Genomic DNA, 22,225 nt, shown 5'->3' with positions numbered 1-22,225 from the left:
TATGCGCGGAAGTCTCCGGAGAGGGCTTTGTGCTATCGCCACATATTAAGGAGCACTTGCCGGCCTTTACGGGCCGGGGACAAGCCCCTCTACAAGCTCTGCCAGGCGGCTTCCTATATCCAGACCACCATGCGCTGGCTGGATAGTAAGGGTTTGGTCGGTCGGCCATTCAACACCCGCGCGCTTTCCATCACACAAAATGGTTTTGAAAGCCTTGCCGCCAAGTATTTTCGAACGGAGAGTCCCGATCCGCGGGCCATGTTGATGGAGTCCTTGGGACGAGCCTATCGAGAGACCAACAAGGTCCCGGATTACGCAGAGGACGAGTTGGACGAGCATATTCGATTCGCCTTCGACCAGATACGCAAGGCTCTTCCCAAAGCGATGAGCAAGCAGTTTGCGGAGCTGCGGGAATTTCCGGAGCCCGGGGCGAGCGTGGATTTTAATTTCTCCGAGGACGTTGAGGGCTTCTACAACCCGATGCAAGCTCTGAAATGGGATGAAGCACTGAGCCAAATCGACTCGGATGCCGCACTCACCTCATTCTTCAAGCAAGACTCAAAAGGCGCCATCACCGCTGCACTTACCGAGCGCGTCTCGCCCGGCGAACCCGTGCCCTTGCGAGATCTTCATGCCTCGGCAATCGTTGCGGGCATGCGGGCATCGACGCCCGGTCAATTGACCGTCCTGGGCCTTGAAGGCAATCCGGGCATCGGGAAGACCACCGCGGTTGTGCATTACCTCCGGGAGGCGCCGGGCGGCTTCTTGTTTCTCTACGTAAGCCCGCGCGTCATCATCAATGATGATGTTACGGGAACGCTGTCCTGCGACCGAGAGACGAAGGAACCGACGGGCATCCTTACCGTCACCACCAATTCAAAACTCATCGGTGCCGCCAAGGCGTGGCATGAGGAGCAGGTCAAGAATGGATCGGGACCGGCACGGAAAATCGATAGTGCTGTGGTTGCCGAGGGTGTGCCCGGGCTCGTGCATCCCGATGGCAGCACGCTCATTCTGTCCCCGGATCAGAAGGAAGAACTTGAACTGATCCACACTGGCTCGCGTTCCACCAAGCTCTCCGAAACAGAGCGACAGGACCGCATTTCCGACAAGGCGCTTCCCGGCGTCTTGCAGGTCCTTGCCAAGACAAGCCGCTCGCTGCTCGACGAGAACCCCAGGGTGGCACAGCTTGTACTCACCGCCGCCATCCAGGGATACAGGGAGCTGGGTGCGGGCAAGAGCACGCTGAATGCACTCGCCAATATTTTCAGAAATCCCGTAACCGCCACTGCCGGTATCGAGGAGCGGCGCGCCTTTGCCCAACGCATCCCCACCATCGTGGTCATGGTCGACGAACTCACCGGGGACCCCGCCGGCGCTCGATTTGTCGTTTCAGCGGCCCGGTGGCTGGAAGAGCAGTTCATTCGACCGTTCCAGGGCGAACCATTATTCCGTGTGATTTTGGTCGTCTCGGATGCGTCCTTGGGAAACGAGGTCGTGATCGACCGATATCTCAATAGCGGCGAGCGGGCGCCGGACAAAATATTGGTGGCGCCGAGCGCCGGCAGGCGTCCGTTCCGTTTGGCGGTGACCCCGGTCCGAATCGGTGGCGCGACCCGCCCGGTCCTCCATGTCATGACCAACAGCTATCCGGCGGCCAAGTTGTCCGTAGATTACCGGGTACGCCTCAATGTGGTCACCCCGGGAAATCTCCCCGATGGCGGTATGCAAAGCATTCGCCAGGCAATCGCAGAGCAGCAAGGGGAAGCCCTGGTGACAAATGTGGTGGCTGAAATTGATCGCGCATTGGAGGCCAGTGCTGACCAGATCATCTTCTTTGCCCAGGACAAGGCTTTCCTGCGCGCGATCGAAGCGGCGCTGACGGGAGCCGACGAAAAGCCCGCAATCCTGGACCGGCACCAAGTCGCGATTCTGGATTCAAGTGTGACGGCGACCAAGCGAAAGGCGCTCATTGCCGACAATCACCGGGACACCGTTAAGGTGTTCTTGATGACATCGAGCGGCGCGCGCGGGATTTCCTTCCCCAAGACCGATTGGATCATTGCCCTGATTCCACGATTTGGCATTGAGGCTGCCCTGATGGAAGTGGCGCAACTAATTTACCGGGGCCGCGGCAAGAAATACGTGGATGACGTTGGGAAAGTCCATACCGATGGTGATTGGAAAAATCGACGCCTGGTCATGCTGATGCAGGACTTCCTGCCGCAGGATCTGGAACCTGAGCCTCGGCAGTGGCTTCGGCAGGTGAGCGATCTCCTGACCTTCCTGGTGCTATTGCGATCGACGATCCATACCCGCATCACGGGCGATGCCGGCCTGGATCGCCAGAACCTGGCGATCGTGCCCGTGGGCGGAATCGGGTCAGAAGAAATGCTTTCATTGATGAGCACGCACGTACGCGACTTCCTGAAGGAGAGCGATATCTTCCTGCGCGACTCGTCGTCGGACGTGGAGCGCCGTGGGCTGGTTTCGAATGCCAAAAAATATGCTTTCCATCTATTCTCGAAGTTTTCCCTGGATGCGACGGCACAGCAAAGTTCGATGCGTAGCGCAGTGCGCTTGGGTGATCTGGAGCAATTTACGATCCGCGCGAGTGCCGACAACGCGCCCTTGTTATTGGACCCGACGGCCGATCCTGAAAGTGTCCTGCCAGAAAATCTCTACTGCGTCGGCCCATTCTGGCTGGAGCATTGGCAAGACCTCGACAAACAAGAACGATTCAGCATCGAGGGCTGGCTGACGGATGTTGGTAGCCAAGTCCAAAAGCTGTTCGGTCAGTTGTGGCGGATACACTCGGATCGCGGCCTACCGTCGAAATTGAGAGCATCTGCAGAAGAACTGTATCGGATGCTGGCCCGCGAAAAGGATGAGGCAACCCGCGAATTCTCCACGGTCAAGACGTTGAAATCCCCATCAACGTGGCTGGTCGTGCCGGTGGATTACGCGCGCTTCTGGAAGACAGGCCCGGAAGGACGACCTCCGTCATTGGAGGATGAAGAGGCTTGGCGTGATTCGCTCGGCCGCTGCCTTTCCGCAACCCGCAACGTCCTCCCAGTCATTCCCCGGTATGCCGATATTCCATACGCAGCCATCGTTGGGGAACAGGACCCGGCACGGCTAGACCTAGTTTTCGACGACCGCTACGTGGCTGCATCCAATGAATTGAATCTGTTGAACACGATCTTGCTGGCAGAACAAGGGTAGATGTGACGCACAGTGCAGGCCGGATATTTCCAGACCCCGCGTGTCAGCTGGCACTGCCTAGTCGGTCGAGTTCAATTGACGACATCCGCCATGCGCGGCCACAGAGTGTTCGTTTGAATTCAAAGGTTGGGATTACCCGAGATTCTTGTAACATCATCGGTGCGACATGCCGATATCGTACGCGGCCGAGTGGGCGATAGCACAACAAGGAGGGAATCCCACGTGAAATTCATCCATGCAGCAGATCTGCATGTCGACAGTCCGCTACGCGGCCTGGACAGCTATGAGGGAGCTCCCGTGGCGCGCCTGCGTAGTGCTTCACGCCAGGCGCTGATGGCTTTGGTCGAACTCGCCCTTGAGCAGAGTGTGGATATCGTGCTGCTCGCCGGCGACATCTACGACGGCAACTGGGCCGACTTTCGCACGGGCCTGTTCTTCCGCGAACAGATGCTGCGGCTACGGCGCGCCGGCATCCTGGTTTTCTTGGTCAAGGGCAACCACGACGCGGAGAGTCAGATCACGAAACAACTGCCGGAAGTTGAAGGCGTCCACGTCTTTAGCGCTCACAAGAGCGAGTCGATCGACCTGGAGGCACTCGGCGTGGCAGTCCATGGGCGCAGTTTCCCGCATCGTGCGGTGCCGGAGGATTTGGTGCCACTCTATCCAGACCCGCTGCCGGGGCGCTTCAACATCGGCCTTCTACATACGAGCTTGACCGGGCGCGAGGGCCATGACCCTTATGCGCCGACTTCAGTCGAAGCCCTGTGTAACAAGGGCTACGACTATTTCGCGCTGGGCCACGTGCATGCGCGCGAAGTGGTCCGGCCGTCGGACCCGCGCATCGTCTTTCCGGGCAACCTGCAGGGGCGCCACGCCAAAGAGACCGGCCCGAAGGGATGCGAACTGGTCACGGTCGAGGGCGGCGTCATCACCGCGGCCGAATTCGTTCCCCTGGAGGTCGTGCGTTGGCATCAGTTTCGCCTCGATGCGTCAGGGCTGTCTTCGGTCGACGAGCTGGCAAGGCACTTCGTGGGCCAAGCGCGCGAATTGGTCGCCGATGCCAGGGACCGGCTCCACGCTGTGCGCCTCGTGGTCCACGGTGAGTCGGTACTGCATCGCCTGGAGGCCGAACAGCCTGGTTCCATCGCCGCCGCAATTCAGGCGGCGACCCAAGACCTGGACGATGCCGACCTCTGGATCGAGCAAGTCCGCCTCGACCTGCAGTCGCCGCTGGATCGCACTGCCGCGGCCGGGCGCGCCGATGCGGTTGGCGAGGTCGTGCGGCTAGTTGACGCGATTGGCACGGACCAGGGACAACTCAAAGCGTGGTTCGCGCAGCAGGTGGCCGAGATGAAGGACCTCCCGGGCGCCCTCGCCGACGCCGATCCTGCGTTATTCGACGTCGATGCAATGCGCGTGTTTCTTGCCGACGCCGAGGCAACCGTGCTTGCGCAGTTGTCGGGTGTTACGGCCGAAGGAGAGACGCAATGAAGTTGCGCCGGCTGCACCTGAAAGCTTTTGGCCCTTTCACCGACCGCGTGCTTGACTTTGGCACCGCCACGCAGGGGCTCGTGCTCGTACATGGCCCCAATGAAGCGGGCAAGTCATCGACCTTGCGGGCCGTCTCGGATTTGCGGTTCGGCATCCCCCTGCACAGTAGGGACAACTTCATACACGCTCACCCTGACATGCGGGTGGGTGGCGAGTTTGTCGATCGCCAGGGCAACGAGTATTCGCTGATACGTCGCAAGGGTCGCGGCGCGACACTATTCTTCGCTGATTTCGCGCAAGGGGGCCAGACCTTGGAAACGCCCGTTCCGCCGGATGTCGAAATTCTGCTGAACGGCGGGCTGCGCAAGGAAGAGTACGACTCCATGTTCGGGCTCGACCACCGGCGGCTGCGAGAAGGTGGTCAAGCACTCCTGAAAGGCGAAGGGGACGTAGGGGCCGCCCTCTTCGAAGCGAGCGCTGGCGTTCGCAGCATCCCACAGATCCTTGAGCGTCTGGATGCTTCCGCGCGCAAGTTCTTCATGCCCGGCGCGCGCGGAAAGAACGCCCGCATCAACGAAGCGATCAAGGCCTACGAAGAACGCCATGGTGAATACAAGCAGGCCCTGGTGAGACCGGCACATTGGGCCGATGTCTTCAAGAAACATCAGGCGGCGGCAGCCAACGTCGCCGAACTGGAGGCGCGCCGCCGGGAGCTGAATGCCAAGTTGCTCCTGATCAAGGAACTGCGCGCCGTCGCCCCGGTAATCAGCACGCTGCAGCATGCGTCGCGGATCCTGGAGGATCTGAAGTCGGTGCCGCTCCTGTCGCTGACAGCTGCCACCGAGCGCGCCGCCGCAGAATCCGGCCTATCGGACGCACAGCACAACGCCAACCTCGCATCGGCCGAGGCCCTGCGCCAACAGCAGCGGCTCGACGAACTCAAACTGGATAGTCTCATCCTGGAGGTGGGACCGGCGATCAAGCGACTGGTGGCCTCCGCGGAGGCGATCGATCAGCACCGCCGGGATTTGGCTGACGCCAACGCTGACGTGGCCACGGAGACCGAACAGGTCGTCCGACTCGCGGCCGGAATCGACGTATCGCGATCCGCTGAGGTAGTCAGCGAACATGCTCCAGCGAGAACCGAACGGGTCAAAATCGAGCAGCTTCTGCATGCCGTCGAACTCGCCGCACAGGCACTTGAGCAGCATCAGGAATCCGGGCGTCAGACCATGGACGCCGAGGAATCGACAGCCGAGGCACTGCCCTCGCCTGAATCCCGAACGGTGCTTCGCATCGCCCAAGCCGAACTCGCGCGTAGCGACGCAGTTCTTAAGCGTCTGGCTGCGCTTCCCGCTGAAATCAAGGCCGCGCGGCGCGCGGTGGCCAACGGATTGGAAGCTGGCGGCTTGAGGGATGAAGCGGCACTGCGCCGGGTGCAGCCACTGCTGGATGCGCAGATCGACCTTGCGATGAAGCAGGAAAATGCCTACGCAACGCGACGCGATGAGCTCAAGAAACGAATTGCTCAGGTAGCCGAGGCGCTGCGCAATGAACTCGGCCAGCGCGATCGTCTGCTTGCCAAAGGTGAGGTCCCGACGCGGGACGATGTCGAGACCGCACGCTCGCATCGGGACGCCGAGTGGAAACTGCTGCGCGGAATCTACATCGACGGAACGAATTCCCCCACCGACCCCCTCAACGGCGGCAAGCCGCTTCCGGCAGCTTACGAGGACGCGGTCATTCAGGCAGATAGCCTGATCGACGAGTTGGCCAGTGACACCGAGCGCGCTGCCGCGCTGCAGTCGAGTAGGCGGGCAATCGAGACCTTGGAAACGGACGGCGGCGAACTCAACGGCCAACTCGAAGAGCTCGACCGGGAGGAAGACGCTCGGCAAGCTACTTGGCAGCAGACCATTGCGGGGGCCGATCTGCCGGCCCTGTCGCCGGCGGCGCTGCGTGACTGGCAGGCCTTGTTACCTGCCGCACGGACCGCGTGCGAGGCGCTGCAGTCGAAGCTCGACGAGTTCGAGCAGGTTCAAGACATTGAGCAGGCGCTGGCGAGTCAGTTGCGCGCAGCGATTGTCGGTACCGGACTCGCCGCGCCTGCAGAGGATGCGCGCCTCAGCACCCTGTTGGCGACGGCGTCCGAAGTCGATTCGGAGATCAAGCAGCGTGAAACGGCGATCAACCGGGCCGCTGGCAAACGGCTCGAACGCGAACGGCAGCTCCAGCAGAGAGCCGCCAGCGAAAACGAGTTGACGAACGCCCTGCTCGCCGCCAAGGATGCCTTAAAGCCGGCCCTCGCCGGCTTGCTGCTGCCCGAGGATACGACGGTCGCCGTCGCCCGGGCGCGCATGGTTGAATTCGAAGACCTGTTGGAAGCCAAAGATCGGTTCGCCGCGGCTCAAGCCAAAGTGCGCCGGGCCAGCCAAGCGATCGCCGTCCTCGATGACGCTGCCAAGGCAATCTGGCAGGTGCTCGGGGGACCCGAGCCTGTGGATCTTCGTTTGTACGTCGAGCAGGTCTCCGCGCGCTTGGTTGCTGCCGAGGCAGTCCAGACCGAGCGCACTCTAGCGCATCAAGCGCTGGAGGCGGCGCAGAAAACGCAGCGCGAGCATGAGGATACCGGTGCGCGGCACCAGCAAGTCCTGTCAGCCCTGTGCCTCGCCGCCGACGTCGAGTCGGCGAATCAGCTGCCAGAAGCCGAGGAGCAGTCGCGACGCAAGCGGGAAGCACAGAGCGAAGTCGATCGCTCGAGCTCACAGTTGGCGCTCGCATCACGACGCTCGCTGGACGAACTGCGCACACAGTTGGCCGACTACGATGCAGCACGCATGGATGCTGACGAGATAAGCTTTTCGGATGAGCTGAATCAGCTCGAACCGAATCTGCAGGCCGCCCGCGAGTGTGAGGAACTAGCCCGGCGCGCCCTTGATGTCATCGACGGATCCGACACAGCCGTGGCGGCTCGCGAGGACATGGAACGGGCGGCCGCCAGCGTACGCGCCAACATGTCGCCATGGGTTCGTTCGCGGCTCGCGCATGCGCTTCTCTCCGAAGCGCTCAAGCGGTTTCGCGATCGGGCGCAGGGGCCCATGCTGACCGCAGCATCGAGTTACTTTAGCCGAATGACACGCGGCGAATTGGTGCGTCTGATCAGCGACGACTCCGACAAGGAGCCGGCCCTGATTGCCGAACGTAGTAGTGGCTCGCGAGTGCGCGTCGAGGAGATGAGCGAAGGCACCCTTGACCAGCTCTACCTAGCGCTACGCCTGGCAGCTCTGGATCTTCGGCGCGCCGCCGGCGTCGACCTGCCGGTCATCCTCGACGACGTTCTGATGACCTCGGACGAAGATCGCTCCGGCGCCATTCTAGAAGCATTGGCGAATTTCGCTGGTGAGAACCAAGTGCTGGTATTCACACACCATCGACATATGGTTGAGTTGGCGCAGCGTCATGTGCCGGCTGAGAACCTTGCCCTCATCGCATTGTAGTGCAGCAACCTGTTTCGGCCGAAGACACGTCCGCCGAAGGATTGTGATTATCCTCTTGCCCAGAGAAATCGATTGGGCGATGCGCCGTTCTGACGGCGCGCAATCGCGGGGATTCGCGTACCGTACCAGAACAGCAGTGTCTGGCCGTCTATATCGTCTGGATCAAGTTTCTAGGCGGAAACGGTCATCATGCTCTGGTTTCCGCCCGCGTAACTCATTCCTTCACCTGCCCCGGCACATCGAGTTCATACGCTTGCGCGATGCGGGCCACCAACTCGGCGACAGTGGCATTGCCGAGTTGTAGCCCTTTCGGTTCGATCGAGGTATCAGACGCCACCACAGTGAGGAACCTCGTCATGTCATCGCCGATTTTTTTGTCGAGCGGAATGCGCGTTGCGGGCGCCAGCAGTTGCGACAGGCGCAGCACATCGTTGAGATGCTTGCGCACGTCCTTGGCGTCCACCTTGGCGCCCTGCTCTTTCCGCGTGCTCAGGTCTAGCCACGCGATCGCTTTTAGCGGAATCAAGCGATCTTCGCCCACCCACGGCAGGCCTCCGACTTCACGGCGTCCCGCCATGATGAATGCGTAGTAAGACTCGTCCAACAGGATGGCGGACAGGCTGGAGACGGCTTCGTCCAGCGGTATCGGTGTGAGCCGACTGCCTTCGGCCGGCTGCAATCCGTCGGGTGCTCGCGCGAACAGTTCGACCATCGCCGGGTAGCGGTCATCAGCGGGTTTCTGGAATCGATAGAAGATCGGTTTTCCCGTATCGCTGGCTTGGCGAATCTCGTATCCGCCAGCGTCGACAAACTTCCAGAAGGCCAGGCCAAAGGCTGCAGTCAGCGCCTCGACGTGCAGGACGATATCGAGGTCTTTGGTGGCGCGGAACGCCAGCCCGGCCTCTTCCATGGTCAAGCTGGCGGCCGTGCCACCGATCAAGACGTATTGGTCGGCGTAGTCCGCGAACCAGCCCTGGAAAACATCCAGCCCTCTCACCATGGCAGTTGCCCTTTCAGTTCGTCCAGCGCGAGTTGGATGCGCTCATCCACGTTGTCTTGCAGGCTGAGTGTCAGCGAGAGCGGGTCAACCGTGGCAGCGCCAGGCAACAACGCCGGGCTGTAGCTCCACAACTGCCATTCGCGTGCGCCGGCAACGGGTTCGGGCAACGCCTGAAGGCCAGCGTCTGTCGCCGCCTTCCATTCCGTGGCGCTTAGTGCGTACACCGGGCACCTTGGCTCGGCCAGCATTGAATGGTGCGCCAGCGCGCTCAAGCCGGCCAATCGGCCCAACTGCTTGGCCATGGTGTCTTCAGCCAGCACCCAGACTGTCCGCTTGACTGGAGTTCGCAACACAGGCTTTGCCCGCTCCCATGTCTGCTGTGGAGGCTGCTCCATGCGCAGCCAGCGAGACCGGCCCACGGTGTACGCGGCGGCAAGTCCGGCCGCAGTCAGTTCCTTGACCACGCGCGACAGGGTCATCGGCGTATAGCCCAAGGCGACCGCAACCGTCGAAGGTTGCCATTCGGCCTGCCAAGGCTGGTGCAGCAGGGCCGTGATCAACATGGCCTGCGCGGAAGGACTCAGTGCTGATTCCGCCGTTGGTGAGCGCTGCCGGAAGTATTCACGAAGGTCGAGGCCCAAGTCCGGCAAATAGAGTTGGTTGCCTGGAACGATGAACGGGATTTTTTGCTCGATCAGCCGTCGACGTTCGTAGGAGGCCAAGGCATCTGTGACGTAGACCGCTGGTTGTCCGGCCAACGCCCTTACCTTGTCCAACCACGTTCGAACCTCGCTGAGAGACTGTTTTTGTTCAGCACGTCCCATTGCCAGCACAATGGAGTGTCCCAGCAGTTCAATCTCCCCGAATTGAAAGGTGTCCCGCAGGAAGTACGGCAACTCATCTTCTCGTGCCCACGGCTTCACGCTGGGCGTGGGAATACCCAAGACCTCGTGGAGGTAGTGTCGAACGGCGGTAGCGAGGGCCAACATGGATAAACCACCACAATAACCAATATTGCGCACGATAACACGAACGCTGTTATCGTGCAAAACAACGTTATCCAATTGCTCCATCCCCTACACACACGCTTCGATCATCGGTGATCGACAGCTCTCGGCAAGCATGTCTTCCTCAGCAGTTTGCACTACACCGCGACAGTTGAGCGTACGGTTCATTTGTTGCCCGAATCGCAATCCGCCCGGAACGCACACGCATCGCACGTCTTCAGGGATGAGGCCTTGCGAGCCGAGACACCACGTCCCGCAAGAATTTCGTCCCGCCGCCGGACCAACGCAACCACCTGCTCGCCAGTCATCAATTTGACGAAATGCGCGATCGGCAAGGCTCGCCGGGTCGGCGCCTTCACCATCACATACCCGTACGCCGCCACCGACTGCCCCGTCTGCCCCATCACCGTCATCCTCTGGACGGACAACTGGATCACGTCCGACAGGAAGGGCTGGTTGCTCCAGCGAGTCTTGAACTCCACCAACACGAGCAGACCGGAGGGCATCCGGTATGCCCGGTCAAGTTTCGCCACCAGTTCGACGGGCGTGGAAATCCGGAACAGTCTTTCCATGTAGACCAACTCGGCATCCCGCAGCGCTGCCGGCCGTGAGGCCCGCTCAGCCCGTGCGGCATCGGTCTCTGATCGCCTCCGCGCCATGACCAGCACGAAGCCTGCGACGGCAACGGCGCAACCGATGCCCCACGCTAGCGCCGACACTTGCCGTCCCCACGCGAGCCTGACCACCACCGAAGCCCCATCGCTATCGCCCCCAAGACCATGCGCACAGGAACTTGCAAGGCGGGCCATCGGCGCAGGACGACGCATATGCTGGGAGCACCCCGATAGTAGAGGCGGATCACCCGGCGTCCCCAAGCGCTGGGTCGCAGTACCTCATCCCTGAACCGATGCAGCACCTCCGTCTGCCAGGCCTCGCCGAACACGCAGGTGGCGATGAAGCAACGCCCCTTCCGAGCGGCCTGTGCGGAAGCCGCTATGCCTTCCCGATAGAAGTGCTCGTGCTCGACCAGCCCGCGTGCCCGGGCTCGCTGCTGCCCAGCCGTACGCCGGCTTCCATGGAGATGTTCGAACACCACCAGCCGTTCGCAGCGGCCCATCTGTGCCAGGTCCGAAGCACTGACCATCCGGCCGCTCACCGGCCGGCGCGATCGCTTGCCCATGGCCGGCTCACGCGTCGATCGCTGGCGCGAAGAGGTCGTTGGTGATGTCGCCATTGCCCTCCTGCGCGCTACTTGCGGAAGGCAGATGAGACGAGCCACGTCCCATCTCGGCGAAGACACCGCTCTGCGCCAGCAAACCATCGTAAGCCAGCACGCGCAGGCGATTGACCCGCTTGGTACCCTTGTGAAACTGGATCAATTCGTCATACAGACGCGGATGGTCGGCGCGCGCAAGTTCGAAGACGAGACGAATGGGCGGGGGATCCTTTACATAATCGGTGCTCATTCAATCTCTCCCGATCCGCCCTGCCCCCGCTCCTTCCCGGTGGCCGCCATTGAACTGCGCGCGTAGTTCTGCCCACCCAGCTGAAAACCCCGCACATTGGCGAACATTGGTTCCTTCACCTCGTGGATGCGGTGCTTCGGGAACGCTGCCTTGACCGCCTTCCTGAACAGGAACGCCCCGCCGCCGACCAGGATGATGTTCTGCAGGCTATGCGGTGCCTCGATCCACTCCTTCATCGTCGAGACGGCCTGCTCGGCGACGGTCTCAGCCAGGGGCAACAGGCGCTTCATGTCATACGGCTTCTGGAAGATCACCGGTTGCTTGCCGGTGCGCAGCGCCAGGTCGATGGCGTCGTAGTCGCGGTAGGGCGAACCGATGTCCTTGGTGATCTCGGCCGCCAGCAGGCGCAGTACGTCAGACATGCCGCGGTTGAAGGAGTAGCTCTGTTTCTGCACGAAACGCATACCCCGCGCCACCAGCCAGTCGAAGGTGCGCGAGCCTGGGTCGATGATCAGGCTCTGCTCGTTGCCGATGATCGCCATCTTCTGGTGCTCGGAAGCGTAGTGCACCAGCGCCCCCTGCGGCTGGGGCACGGCCAGGGCCTTGCCCACGGTCACGGCCTTGCCACCGCCGATGTCGTGGCGGCCCGTCATGGCCTTCTCCAGCGCCGCCTTCTTGATGTCGAAGAGCGCTACCGGCAGGCCGACCACCAGCAAATCGATGTGGCTCACCTTCATCATGGAGAGCGCCCCCCTGAGCAGCGCCATGTACTCGGGCGTCTCGGTGTATTCGTCGTGCAGTTGCTTGGCTCGGAAGGTGTCTGCGGCGAGGCTCACATCCGGCCCGACCTCGTAGAACAGCGGGCCAATGGGGATGCACACCGTTTTCTTGCGCTCGCTGCCGGCCCACGACGGCGAGTTGTCGCTCGACGGATAGGCGACGGAAGGGAAACTGGCGCAGCGGATGTCGGTACCCGCTGCAGCCGTGACGAACTTGGTGTTGCCCGATCCGACATCCACCGCTCTGACGATCAATTCCATGGCAAGGCTCCGAGGTAGGGTTGAGGTCGATCAGCATCGACGGGGCGATCTGATCCCGCCACACGGAATCCCCACTCAAAGAGGCCGATTTCGGCGTCGGGCTCGGCCCGCTGTCAGCGAACCGGCGATGCACGGACATTTCGGTGACACCTGAAAGCGTCATCCCCCGGCGGGGCTGCGTGTGTGTCACTACGCTCTCATTCAAATGGCGGGCATCAACCCCATGCGCGGCAGTTGCCGCCGGACCGGTCAGCGCGCGAGCATCGCCCTGAGTTCCTCCGCTCAGGACCAGAGGCAGAGATTTCCCTCGTCAAGCCCGCCCGCCGCCTCGTTGCCCGCCGCTTTGCGACAATAAATGCGCCTTACCGCAATCTCCCGGGCGCGCAAGTGCCACCCTCAATCCCCCGAGAATCGCCGCGCTTTCGAGCCGCCCGCTTGACCGCCCTACCCGCTTGGCGTCAACTACGGTTTCCCGAGGGCCATCCTGGCCACGCTCCATCGCGGAGCAAAAGGCGTCGCAGTCGTTACCTGCCATTGAAGCGCCGGTCTCGAACCGGCAATGCCGTCGCCCTTGAGGCGGCGGTCCCGCGGTCTTTCTCGTAGTGCATGTCCCTGGCTTGGCCAGCGTTTATCGCTGGGCGCTCCCTGAAGCGCACCACGGCCAACAGAGCACCCGGCCGGCACCCGATGCCTGCCCCTGTTCCCGCCATCCTTTGAGCACGCGGTTCGCCGCAGCGCGCGGTCGTGTTTGCCCTCTTGGGCTCCCCGCGCGCCTTCGCTCACACCCTCGACACTGCCCTGGACTTTCGGTCAGGGGCGGACCCATGCGAGTGGATGGCGCTACGACTCCCGAACCGATCCACCAGATGGCGCGAGGCCCGACCTCGCCGCCGATGCCCAAGCCACGCCCCAGAGGCCGGCCGGCATCACAACCCCATGGCTGCAGAAATGCACGGATGGGCCGGATCAACCCGTTTCGTTTTTAAGACCGACCGAGTTGGCGAGCGCGGACGCGCTGGCCGACGAACCCCTGGGTAGGTGCCGCGACGCCGTGGTCGCGCGCGGCGCCGAAGTTCTTGACCACTGACCGGCGCGGGCAACGGAATCCGTCCTGCCGGGAGTTGCCCTGGATTCCACTTTCATCGCCAACATCTGCTTGCCGTTCGGGCGGCGGGCCTCCGGCCAAGGAGCCATCACCATGTCGGATGCAATCCCCAGCAAAACTGTTCGTAGCTCTCGCCGCCGGCAGCAGGAACCGGCCAGCCCCGGTCGCTCGAGCCAGCAGCAGCCCGCTCGCCCCCAAAGTTGGGCGGGCAAGACACCTCAAGAAATCCTCTCCCGCTACCAGCCGGGCACGGCGCCACCGCTCAAGGTGCTGGAGGTCCTGATCAAACTCTTCAACACCCAGCACACCGCCCTGGAGAAAACCGTCTCGCACAAGACGCGGCAGGAACGCGGGCAGTTCCTGCGGCGCTTCTTCCGCGACCTGAAGCAGAAGGCGGGCTTCAAGACGGTGCCGGACCCGCGCAACCTTGGGCAGAAGCACATCCACGCGATGGTGCAGGTCTGGCAGCAGGCGCATCTGGCACCGGCGACGATCCAGACCTACCTGAGCTTCTTGCGGGGGCTGGCGATGTGGATGGGCAAGCACGGCTTCGTGCGCAAGCCGGGCCACTACGGCTTGAGCCTGGAGGAATACCAGCGCCACGAGTCCGCTCAGCGCGACAAGAGTTGGACGGCCCAAGGGATCGATGCGGAGGCGGTGATCGCCGAGGTGTGCCAGTTCGACCTCCGTGTCGGCGCGTCGCTGCGGCTGATGTCGACCCTGGGGCTGCGGCGCAAGGAGTCAGTGCAGTTCCGGCCATTCCAGCACGTCATGCCGTTCAGCGAGACCGGGCTGCCAGAGAACCAGCAACTGGCGGATCGGTATGCATGGGTCAAGGGCAAAGGCGGCCGGGTGCGCTGGATTCCCCTGGACAGTCCCGTTCAGCTGGCAGCACTGGAGTTTGCCCAAAGCGTGGTCGACGGTCGCGACGCCCACATGGGCGATCCGCGTCGGGACCTGAAGCGTAACCTGCGGCGGCTGGACTACGTCCTGGAGAAATTCGGCATCACCTTGCGCAAGCGGGGCGCGACAGGTCATGGCCTGCGCCATGGGGTTCTCAACGATGCCTATGAAGATGTCGCTGGTGTGCCGTCACCGGTCCGGGGTGGCGGGCCAGTATCCCCGGAACTGGATCGGGCGGCGCGGCTGGCGGTGTCACAGCTGGCAGGGCATGCGCGCGCAAGGGCCGCAGGTGCCTACATCGGCACGATCATCAAGCCAGGTGGCCGGCCGGTTGGCTCGCCCGAGCCGAAGGGCAACGATGACGACGGGGCGGCCGTGCCGGTGTGAGCGGCGTCCGGACAAGCCGGTGCCGGGCGTAAACGATTGCGCCGCCCGGCATCGCCTTGCGGCGTGCCTCACGCCGTCAGGGCTGGCTCGCCGGGCACTCTGCTCGTGTCGTCCGCAGCCGCTTCCGTCTGCCTGGTTTGGGCGGTGTTGATGCGCAGGCAGGCGGGCAACCAGCCCTTCCCGGCCACCGTCTGTTCCGCCCCCGTCACCACGGCATCCTTTTTGAGCGCGGCCAGCGGGCTGGCGGCATTGGCATCGACGGCCTCCGTGACGACCTCGAGGACACGTGCCTTGGAGACGTGGTTGAAGTAGGAAACCCCCGTGGCCGTCCACCATTGAGTCATGTCCAGCCCCAAGGCCCGCGCCAACGCGTCGTTGCTTTGCCGCTCGGGCTCGGTTCCATAGACGCCCGTGACGGTGACCGCAACGACGAAGGTCAGCAGGTCCAGCACCGTCGCCTGCTCCTGGGCGAGCAGCCACGAGAAGATTTCCTCCAGGTTCTCCGGCAGCCGCTCGGCCCAGGACGTGCGCTCGGCCTGAAGCTTCGCCCAGGCGGCCCTGGCCTCCATGCCCTCGGCGGCGGATCGCAGTTCGGATTGGCTGTCGGTCACGCTGATAGCGAAGACGTTCTCCGAGCGGCAATAGTAGAGATCGTTACTCCGGAAAATCTTCTGCGCCAGATGCGCAGTGATCGCGGCCAGCGCCACGTCGGGGCGGTCGAGCAATTCGGCCTGGACGGCGGCGACCCGGTGGGCGGTGAGGCAACGCATCAGCTTTTCGGAATGCACCGGGCGGGTCTTAGCCGCCGGCAGCGACACCAGGGGTTCGTCGGTGCCGTTTTCGGCGGCTTGGCGGGCGGCCTGGACCATGTCGCTGCGGTCGTCGGGGCGGATCAAGCCGTACTTCACCGCGACGGCGCCATTGTGGCCGACATGGACGACGCAGCCGGCCTGGGCCATCAGGTCGACCGGCCACACGCTGAGGGTTTCGTCGAGCGCCTTGCGTTGTTCCTCCAGGCCTTCGGCTTCGCCTTCGAGCCGGTAGAAGGCGTCCTCGTCGCCGTCCGCATCGGCCAATGCTTCCATCTGCTCGTTGAGTGCCGCAATGCGAATTTCCAGGTCCGCCAAGGCGGCGGCCTCCGGGGCATCGGGTTGGCGCTTCGTCTTGCGCAGTTCGCCATATTTGACGTACTCGTCGAAGGCATAGCGGACTCGGACATCGACCCATTTCCAGCCTTCGGCCGCGATCTGCTTGGCCCGCTTTTGCAGCTTGTCGGTCGCCAACTTTTCCAGGAGGGCCGCATCGAGCAGGTAGACCTTCTTGTCGTCGTCGCTGAAGAGGTCGCGCCGCAGCGCACCGCCGGCCTTCTCATAGGCTTTGAGGGTCACGTACTTGGCGACGGCATCGCGGTCGGACTCGATCTCGCCCTGGGTCAGCATCTGGCGCAGGTAGTCTGGACGGCGGTTCCACGACGGCAGCGCGGCCCAGGTCTGCTCCTGCTTCTGGTGATCGTCCACCGAGGCCAGTACCATCAGGCAGTCCAAGCCGATCTGGTCTTCGCGAAAAAGGGCCATCAGCTTGGGCGAGACGGTGGCGAGCTTCATGCGGCGCTTGACCACCAACGGGGTGACCCCAAAGGCAGCGGCCACGTCCTCGACTGACTTGCCCTGCCCGATCAGCTTGGCGAAGGCTGCGAACTCGTCGGCCGGATGCATGGGGATGTGGAAGCAGTTCTCCGACAGGCTGGCGATCAGCGCCTTGTCGGCCGGCACGATCAGCACGGGCACCGGGTAGTTTTCGGCGAGGTCGCCGTTGCCCACGAGCAGCGTGAGCGCTTCGAGCCGGCGTCCGCCCGCGCAGACCTCGTAGTGGCCGCGCACGCCATCTACGACGATCAGGTTCTGCAACACGCCGCATTCCTTGATCGAGGCGGCGAGTTCGGCGATGCTCATCTTCGGGGTGCTGCCACCGGCACGCGCCTGATAGTCCTCCGAGAGGACCAACTTGTTGAAGGGAACGAAGGTACGGGGCGACGCCTCGATAATGGTGTCGATTTCGGCTTTCGTGAATTTCATACGGAGGGCTCCTGAACGGTTGAAGGAGGCATGCCGAGGGGCATGTCCATAAGTTCAGAATCTCATCCCCGCCCCGCCCTTCAAGCCTCTGGGCATCACTGTGAGACGTGATGCGCGACCACGGTCAGGACCTCGGCCGTCATTCGGCCTGCTGACTGATTCGGTCAGCAAACCTTGTTAAGCAGCCCCTCATAGCCATTCACGCTGTGCGGCACATTTCCGACCGGTGAATCTGAATCACGGGGTGGACTCAACGATTAGGCCATTTGAGTCCAAGTCGAACTCCAGCCAATCCCTGCCAGACCATACAAAACGGTTGGTCTCGGATACGCTCGACGCGCCCTTCGGCCGCAAGGAAAAGTGCCGCCTTTTGCCTATTGTCTTAAGCGACCACGTCGTCTGGCAAGTCGCGCATTGGCAGTAGAAGTCTTGTTGCTGACCTGGTTCAAACCGCGCCGGATGGCCACAAAGCTGAGCAAGCGCTGCGACCTGCTCGATGGCAGAGCCGACGGCATCCTCAACTTGTGGGTTCGCCGAACCTCTGAGGGATGCTCTCAGTTCGGCTGCTTTCTGATCATCGATTGGTGCGAGAAGCCTAACGTGCGTTGGAGAAATAGATTCGAACTGCTCGGGCCATGCCTCTGTCAGTTTTTTAGCCGGTGTGGGGAGAGGCCCAAGTTTTCGGCCATGACCGTGGAGCAATTGCCGCAACATCCATTCATCGATCAATTTCCCCACTTTCTCCACGACGTAAAGATCCAATGGTGAGACAGGGAGACACTGCGGTGATGCGACACTGGCTGAAGTGCCTGGCCAGCACACAATGCGGTCAGGCTCCAGAGTCTCGCTGCCCTTTATGGACGCGCCGAACCAGGCAATCGGTACGATCCTCAGAGCAGATCCGTCAGGCTGAGTTACGACCCAATCATGCGCCTCATGCTTGAGTACGAAGCTCCAATCAGCCCAACTGAACACATACTTTCCACCTGCCATGCGCAAACCATAGCGTTCCAGAGCACGTCTGATCACTAGACCGACGTAGCTGACGTAAGCGTGTTGCAATTGCAGTTGTCGCGCCAAGCGCTCTTCCGTAAGCGTCCGGCCCACCCACCTGTAAAACCCCCGAGATATGGAGCAACCTCCGGGTTTTCGACAGGAGGACGAGATGGACCAGGCAGGTGAACTGGAAGCGCACTGGCGAGGGCATGTGGACGCCTGGCGGGCGAGCGGCGGCAGCCAGAAGGCGTACTGTGAGCAGCACGGACTGAGAAGCCATTCGCTCAGTTACTGGCACCTGCGCTTGGCGAAGGGTCCAGGACCGAGCGGAGCGAGAGTCCCACTGACCCTGGTTCCTGCGGTGAGGGTTCCCAGTGCCGCGGCCTCAACGCCGAGCCTGTCGCTCCATAGCCCGCAGGGCTGGCGACTCGACTTTGCCGCGCTGCCACCGGCCGGGTGGTTGACGGCCCTGTGGGGAGAGCGCGCATGAACGCGCCGCTCGGGGCGGCGCCCGAGCGCATCTGGCTGGCCGTTGAAGCGGTGGACATGCGCCTGGGCATTGATGGCCTGTCGGCCCGCATCCAGGCCAGTCTCGGGCGCACCCCCTGTGACGGCACCGCCTACGCCTTTACCAACCGGCGCCGCAGCCGGCTCAAACTGCTGGTTTGGGACGGCACCGGCGTCTGGCTGTCGCAACGCCGGTTGCACCGTGGCTACTTCACCTGGCCGAGCGCCAGCGACCCGGTTTTTGCCCTCACTGCAGCGCAATGGCGTTGGCTGATCGCCGGCGTAGACTGGCAACGCCGGGACGCGCCCGCACCCGCCCACTGGCAGGTCTAGGGATGCGCCGTCTTTTCAGAAAAGCACGCAGAATCCATGACTTCGACGTCTTTTCGAGCATCTTGATGGTATAATTCGTCATGGATTTAGCGAGCGAACTTGCCCCTTTCTCGCCCTCGCCAGAACTGCTGTTCTGGGCCGAGCACCGGGTCGGTGGGCTGCTCGAACAGGTCAAGACCAACGCCACGGAGATTCACTGGCGCGATGCCAAGATCGAGAAGCTGACCCTCGAACTGGCCTATTTGCGGCGGATGAAATTCGGCGTCAAGAGCGAGTCCCTGGCCGCCGGCGAACGGGACCTCTTCGACGAAACCCTCGCTGCCGACCTGGCCGCCTGCGAAGCCCGCCTGGCCGAACGGGCCCAGGCGGCCGAAATGGGGCCACATCAGCTGCCCCCCGAAAAACCGAAACGCGACCGCGCCGGCCGTCAGCCCCTGCCCGAGCAACTGCCGCGTGTCGAGCACCTGCACGAGCCCGAAACCTGCACCTGTGGGCAATGTGGTCAGGCGCTGGTGCGGATCGGCGAGGACGTGACCGAGAAGCTCAGCATCGTCCCCGCCGAGTTTTTCGTCGAGCGCCACATCTACCCGAAGTACGCCTGCCGGCCCTGCGAAACCCTTACCGCTGCACCGGCCATCGCTTCGGTCATCGACGGCGGTCTGGCAGCGCCGGCCTTGCTGGCCTGGGTGATGGTCAGCAAGTACGTCGATCATCTGCCGCTCTACCGTCTCGAGCGGCAGGCCGCACGCTCGGGGGTGGCCCTGTCCCGTTCGACGCTGGCCGACTGGGTCGGCCGCATCGGCGTCGCCCTGGAACCGCTCTGGCTGCGTCTCGCCGAACGGCTCCGCCAGGGGACGGTGCTGCATGCCGATGAAACGCCTGTGCAGCAACTCGACCCGGGCAGAGGAAAGACCAAGCGGGCCTATCTCTGGGCGTATCGCAGCAATGCCTTGGCAAGCGATCCGCCGATTGTCGTCTTCGACTACCAGCCTGGCCGCGGCGGGAAGTATGTGGCGGAGTTCCTCGGGGACTGGCAAGGCGCGCTGATGGTCGATGAGTTCGCCGGCTACCAGGCGCTGTTTCGTGGCGAGGTGATCGAACTCGCCTGTCTGGCCCATGCCCGGCGGAAGTTCTTCGACCTCCATCAGGCGAATGGGAGCCCGATCGCGGCCGAGGCCCTGCGCCGTATCGGCGAGTTGTATGCCATCGAGGACGCGGCGAAAGGGAAGACGCTCGAGGAACGGGCCCGACGACGAAAGGAAATCAGCCAACCGCTGCTCGAAGCCCTGCACCTATGGCTCCAGAACACTCGCCGATCGGTGGCCGACGGCGGTGCCCTGGCCAAGGCGATCGACTACAGTCTGCGGCGCTGGCCGGCCTTTGCCCGGTACGCCACGAACGGTTTCTACCCGATCGACAACAACCCGGTCGAGAATGCCATTCGCCCGATCGCCATCGGGAAGAAGAATTGGCTGTTCGCCGGTTCCGAGGCTGCCGGGCAACGTGCCGCGGCAATTCAATCGCTGCTCGAAACTGCGCGTGTGAACGGCATCGAGCCCATGGCCTGGCTGACCGACACCCTGAAGAAACTGCCCTCCTGGCCGAACAGCCGCATCGACGAGTTGCTGCCGCTAAAAAAACCAGTGTGATTGTGCGCGCACAGGGGTGGGTGCGCTGAACGCTTACGCTCTTCCGGGGGCAATAGCCGTTCCTCTCGATCATCTTTCAGCTTTTCCCATAGAGGAGGCAGATGGCGATAGTGAGGGTCGTGATTCAGAATGTTTGTTCGATGAATTTGGGCGGGGACTACCGAAGCTGCTGGCACCAGCGAATAAAGACCCCGTTGCTTCAAACCTCTGACTGCACGCAACTGAGACTCCAGCTCGGCTGAGAGCCAGCTTTCCTGCCTCCAACTGCATCCCGGTCTTGTCATCAAGATATGACTCACCCCAAAGGCGGCAAATATCCTCTCGAAGTCGAAAATGCGTCTGTTCTGAGTCTTGAAACTCTAAGGCTCGTTCTAGCCGTGAATTGACACCCCGGATGCGAGCCAGTCTCCTTGCAAGGTGTCGATCAAGCCGATCCAGCAAGTCGCTTATAGAGCCGGTTCTCATAGATGGCATAGTCGTCCTCGCTGAAACGAGCGAGAACCTTGCGAGGTTGGACGCTGCTGAGCGTGCGCTGCTGCCAGCAATCTGAGTGAGAGGCAAGGTGACTTAAAGCCGATGTCGCAAGACGGCGTGCGCGCGCCACGGGTGCAACCAAGTCGTCATACCGCAGGTCTCTTCGGGGCCTGTCGGATATTGAGTGCAAATGACCGTCTCTGAGTACAGTGGCCAAGTTCCGCTCGATCTCTTCAAGTGCACACTGCGCTGCCATCTCAGCCGGAAGCATCGGCGAGACGCTTGCACCCTGTGCGTGAGTGAGTTTCCCAGCGATTGAAACAATTGCCTCAGCGGAAAGATCGGACTCTGCCTGCTCATCGTCGGTCTGCTCGGTGGAGCGCACTTGGCGTTCAGCATCTTGAATCCGGATGACGCCAGAGCCGTCATCCGATAGCAGATCGCCGGGCTGCAAGTGGCTGTGTCCGTTGACTACAAGTGGCTTAAGCAAGCAATACCGCCCCGGCAGGAACGCGTCGGGTAGTTCACTGAGCTTCCCACCAGTAAGGCGGTCCAGAAATATCATGCGCCACGTTCCTTACGGCGACGGTCTTCAGCCAACAGAGCAATGGAACGGCGAGGCTCCGATTTCCACCCCTTCCAAACAGTAGTAAGCGCTTGTTCGATGGCGGTTAAATCATCTATCGTCGCATCGTATCGACCAGTGACCTTGCCGCGCCGAAATACTCGGCTAGCAAGCAAATGATCCAGAGCGTCTTCTTTGCGGCCGCCTGCAGCCATATAAACAGGGACAAATCGCATAGCCTGACGCTCGAGTCGATTGCCCCATCCCAGGTCAAAGCGATCCTGCAAGATGCTCGTGAGCGGCCCCGTGGTCAACTCTGCCAACAACTCTTCAACTTCGTCGGCGTTCTGGGTCACAGCGCCATCAAAGCGCTCCATCAATGATCCATAGCTAAAGCTGGCCTTCGGTTTCGGCTCAATCTTGAATCCTGCTTCGTGTCGGGGAAGCGTCATGACGTGTGCACGGTCGTAGGTTTTGTCAGCGAACTCGTTCGTGGTCTCATCGT

Annotated in this window: 17 protein-coding genes; 7 read left to right on the top strand and 10 right to left on the bottom strand. The window is 62.2% G+C overall.

Annotated elements, in window-relative coordinates; translation table 11 throughout:
* Nucleotides 1-129 precede the first annotated feature (129 nt).
* The 3 genes from V5B44_RS05255 to V5B44_RS05245 all read left to right on the top strand — a co-directional run bounded on the left by V5B44_RS05255 (nt 130) and on the right by V5B44_RS05245 (nt 8,213).
* Nucleotides 130-3,225 (top strand): helicase-related protein, encoded by a 3,096-nt coding sequence (locus V5B44_RS05255; RefSeq protein WP_332358057.1) that lies wholly within the window; start codon nt 130-132, stop codon nt 3,223-3,225.
* Between the two features lie 222 nt (nt 3,226-3,447).
* Nucleotides 3,448-4,716, top strand: a complete 1,269-nt coding sequence (locus tag V5B44_RS05250) for a metallophosphoesterase family protein (RefSeq protein ID WP_332358056.1) — start codon at nt 3,448-3,450, stop codon at nt 4,714-4,716.
* Complete coding sequence (locus tag V5B44_RS05245; RefSeq protein WP_332358055.1) at nt 4,713-8,213, top strand: ATP-binding protein; 3,501 nt, start codon at nt 4,713-4,715, stop codon at nt 8,211-8,213. Before V5B44_RS05250 ends, V5B44_RS05245 begins: the two co-directional genes overlap by 4 nt.
* A gap of 214 nt (nt 8,214-8,427) precedes the next feature.
* On the opposite strand, the gene V5B44_RS05240 is transcribed toward V5B44_RS05245, so the two are convergent.
* From V5B44_RS05240 to V5B44_RS05215, 6 genes are all read right to left on the bottom strand, one after another.
* On the bottom strand, nt 8,428-9,153 hold the full coding sequence (locus V5B44_RS05240) for a hypothetical protein (protein ID WP_332358054.1): 726 nt from the start codon (nt 9,151-9,153) through the stop codon (nt 8,428-8,430).
* A gap of 53 nt (nt 9,154-9,206) precedes the next feature.
* A complete protein-coding gene (locus V5B44_RS05235) occupies nt 9,207-10,277 on the bottom strand; it encodes a hypothetical protein (protein WP_332358053.1) in 1,071 nt (356 codons plus the stop codon).
* Between the two features lie 107 nt (nt 10,278-10,384).
* Nucleotides 10,385-10,939, bottom strand: a complete 555-nt coding sequence (locus tag V5B44_RS05230) for a PD-(D/E)XK nuclease family protein (RefSeq protein WP_332358052.1) — start codon at nt 10,937-10,939, stop codon at nt 10,385-10,387.
* Nucleotides 10,927-11,400: a CFI-box-CTERM domain-containing protein gene (locus V5B44_RS05225; RefSeq protein WP_332358051.1), complete on the bottom strand. Its 474-nt coding sequence runs from the start codon at nt 11,398-11,400 to the stop codon at nt 10,927-10,929. Before V5B44_RS05225 ends, V5B44_RS05230 begins: the two co-directional genes overlap by 13 nt.
* Nucleotides 11,401-11,407: 7 nt before the next feature.
* On the bottom strand, nt 11,408-11,686 hold the full coding sequence (locus V5B44_RS05220; protein ID WP_332358050.1) for a hypothetical protein: 279 nt from the start codon (nt 11,684-11,686) through the stop codon (nt 11,408-11,410).
* Nucleotides 11,683-12,726 carry a PRTRC system protein D gene (locus tag V5B44_RS05215; RefSeq protein ID WP_332358049.1) on the bottom strand — a complete coding sequence of 348 codons (1,044 nt, stop codon included), beginning with the start codon at nt 12,724-12,726 and terminating at the stop codon, nt 11,683-11,685. The genes V5B44_RS05220 and V5B44_RS05215 overlap by 4 nt, the downstream gene beginning before the upstream one ends.
* A gap of 1,198 nt (nt 12,727-13,924) precedes the next feature.
* Here V5B44_RS05215 and V5B44_RS05210 point away from each other — a divergent pair.
* Nucleotides 13,925-15,121: a phage integrase N-terminal domain-containing protein gene (locus V5B44_RS05210; protein WP_434735416.1), complete on the top strand. Its 1,197-nt coding sequence runs from the start codon at nt 13,925-13,927 to the stop codon at nt 15,119-15,121.
* Between the two features lie 68 nt (nt 15,122-15,189).
* Here V5B44_RS05210 and V5B44_RS05205 read toward each other — a convergent pair whose 3' ends face one another.
* Nucleotides 15,190-17,196 carry a ParB/RepB/Spo0J family partition protein gene (locus V5B44_RS05205; protein WP_332358047.1) on the bottom strand — a complete coding sequence of 669 codons (2,007 nt, stop codon included), beginning with the start codon at nt 17,194-17,196 and terminating at the stop codon, nt 15,190-15,192.
* A gap of 237 nt (nt 17,197-17,433) precedes the next feature.
* Nucleotides 17,434-18,276: a hypothetical protein gene (locus tag V5B44_RS05200; protein WP_332358046.1), complete on the bottom strand. Its 843-nt coding sequence runs from the start codon at nt 18,274-18,276 to the stop codon at nt 17,434-17,436.
* An 85-nt stretch (nt 18,277-18,361) separates the two neighbouring features.
* Between V5B44_RS05200 and tnpA the strand changes: the two genes are divergently transcribed.
* The 3 genes from tnpA (at nt 18,362) to tnpC (ending at nt 20,681) form a co-directional block, all read left to right on the top strand.
* Entirely contained in the window at nt 18,362-18,682 is a 321-nt protein-coding gene (tnpA, locus tag V5B44_RS05195) for an IS66 family insertion sequence element accessory protein TnpA (protein ID WP_332358045.1), read from the top strand.
* Nucleotides 18,679-19,032, top strand: coding sequence for an IS66 family insertion sequence element accessory protein TnpB (gene tnpB / locus V5B44_RS05190; protein WP_332358044.1), 354 nt, complete (start codon nt 18,679-18,681; stop codon nt 19,030-19,032). The genes tnpA and tnpB overlap by 4 nt, the downstream gene beginning before the upstream one ends.
* Nucleotides 19,033-19,112: 80 nt before the next feature.
* A complete protein-coding gene (tnpC, locus tag V5B44_RS05185; protein WP_332358043.1) occupies nt 19,113-20,681 on the top strand; it encodes an IS66 family transposase in 1,569 nt (522 codons plus the stop codon).
* Between the two features lie 424 nt (nt 20,682-21,105).
* On the opposite strand, the gene V5B44_RS05180 is transcribed toward tnpC, so the two are convergent.
* Together V5B44_RS05180 and V5B44_RS05175 are read right to left on the bottom strand one after the other, a co-directional pair.
* On the bottom strand, nt 21,106-21,720 hold the full coding sequence (locus V5B44_RS05180; RefSeq protein WP_332358042.1) for a hypothetical protein: 615 nt from the start codon (nt 21,718-21,720) through the stop codon (nt 21,106-21,108).
* A complete protein-coding gene (locus V5B44_RS05175) occupies nt 21,717-22,172 on the bottom strand; it encodes a hypothetical protein (RefSeq protein WP_332358041.1) in 456 nt (151 codons plus the stop codon). The genes V5B44_RS05180 and V5B44_RS05175 overlap by 4 nt, the downstream gene beginning before the upstream one ends.
* Nucleotides 22,173-22,225: the final 53 nt, after the last annotated feature.

It is taken from the genome of Candidatus Accumulibacter necessarius, from assembly GCF_036625085.1.
Note: the sequence above shows the minus strand (reverse complement) of the source record. Positions and strands in the feature narration are given on the sequence as shown.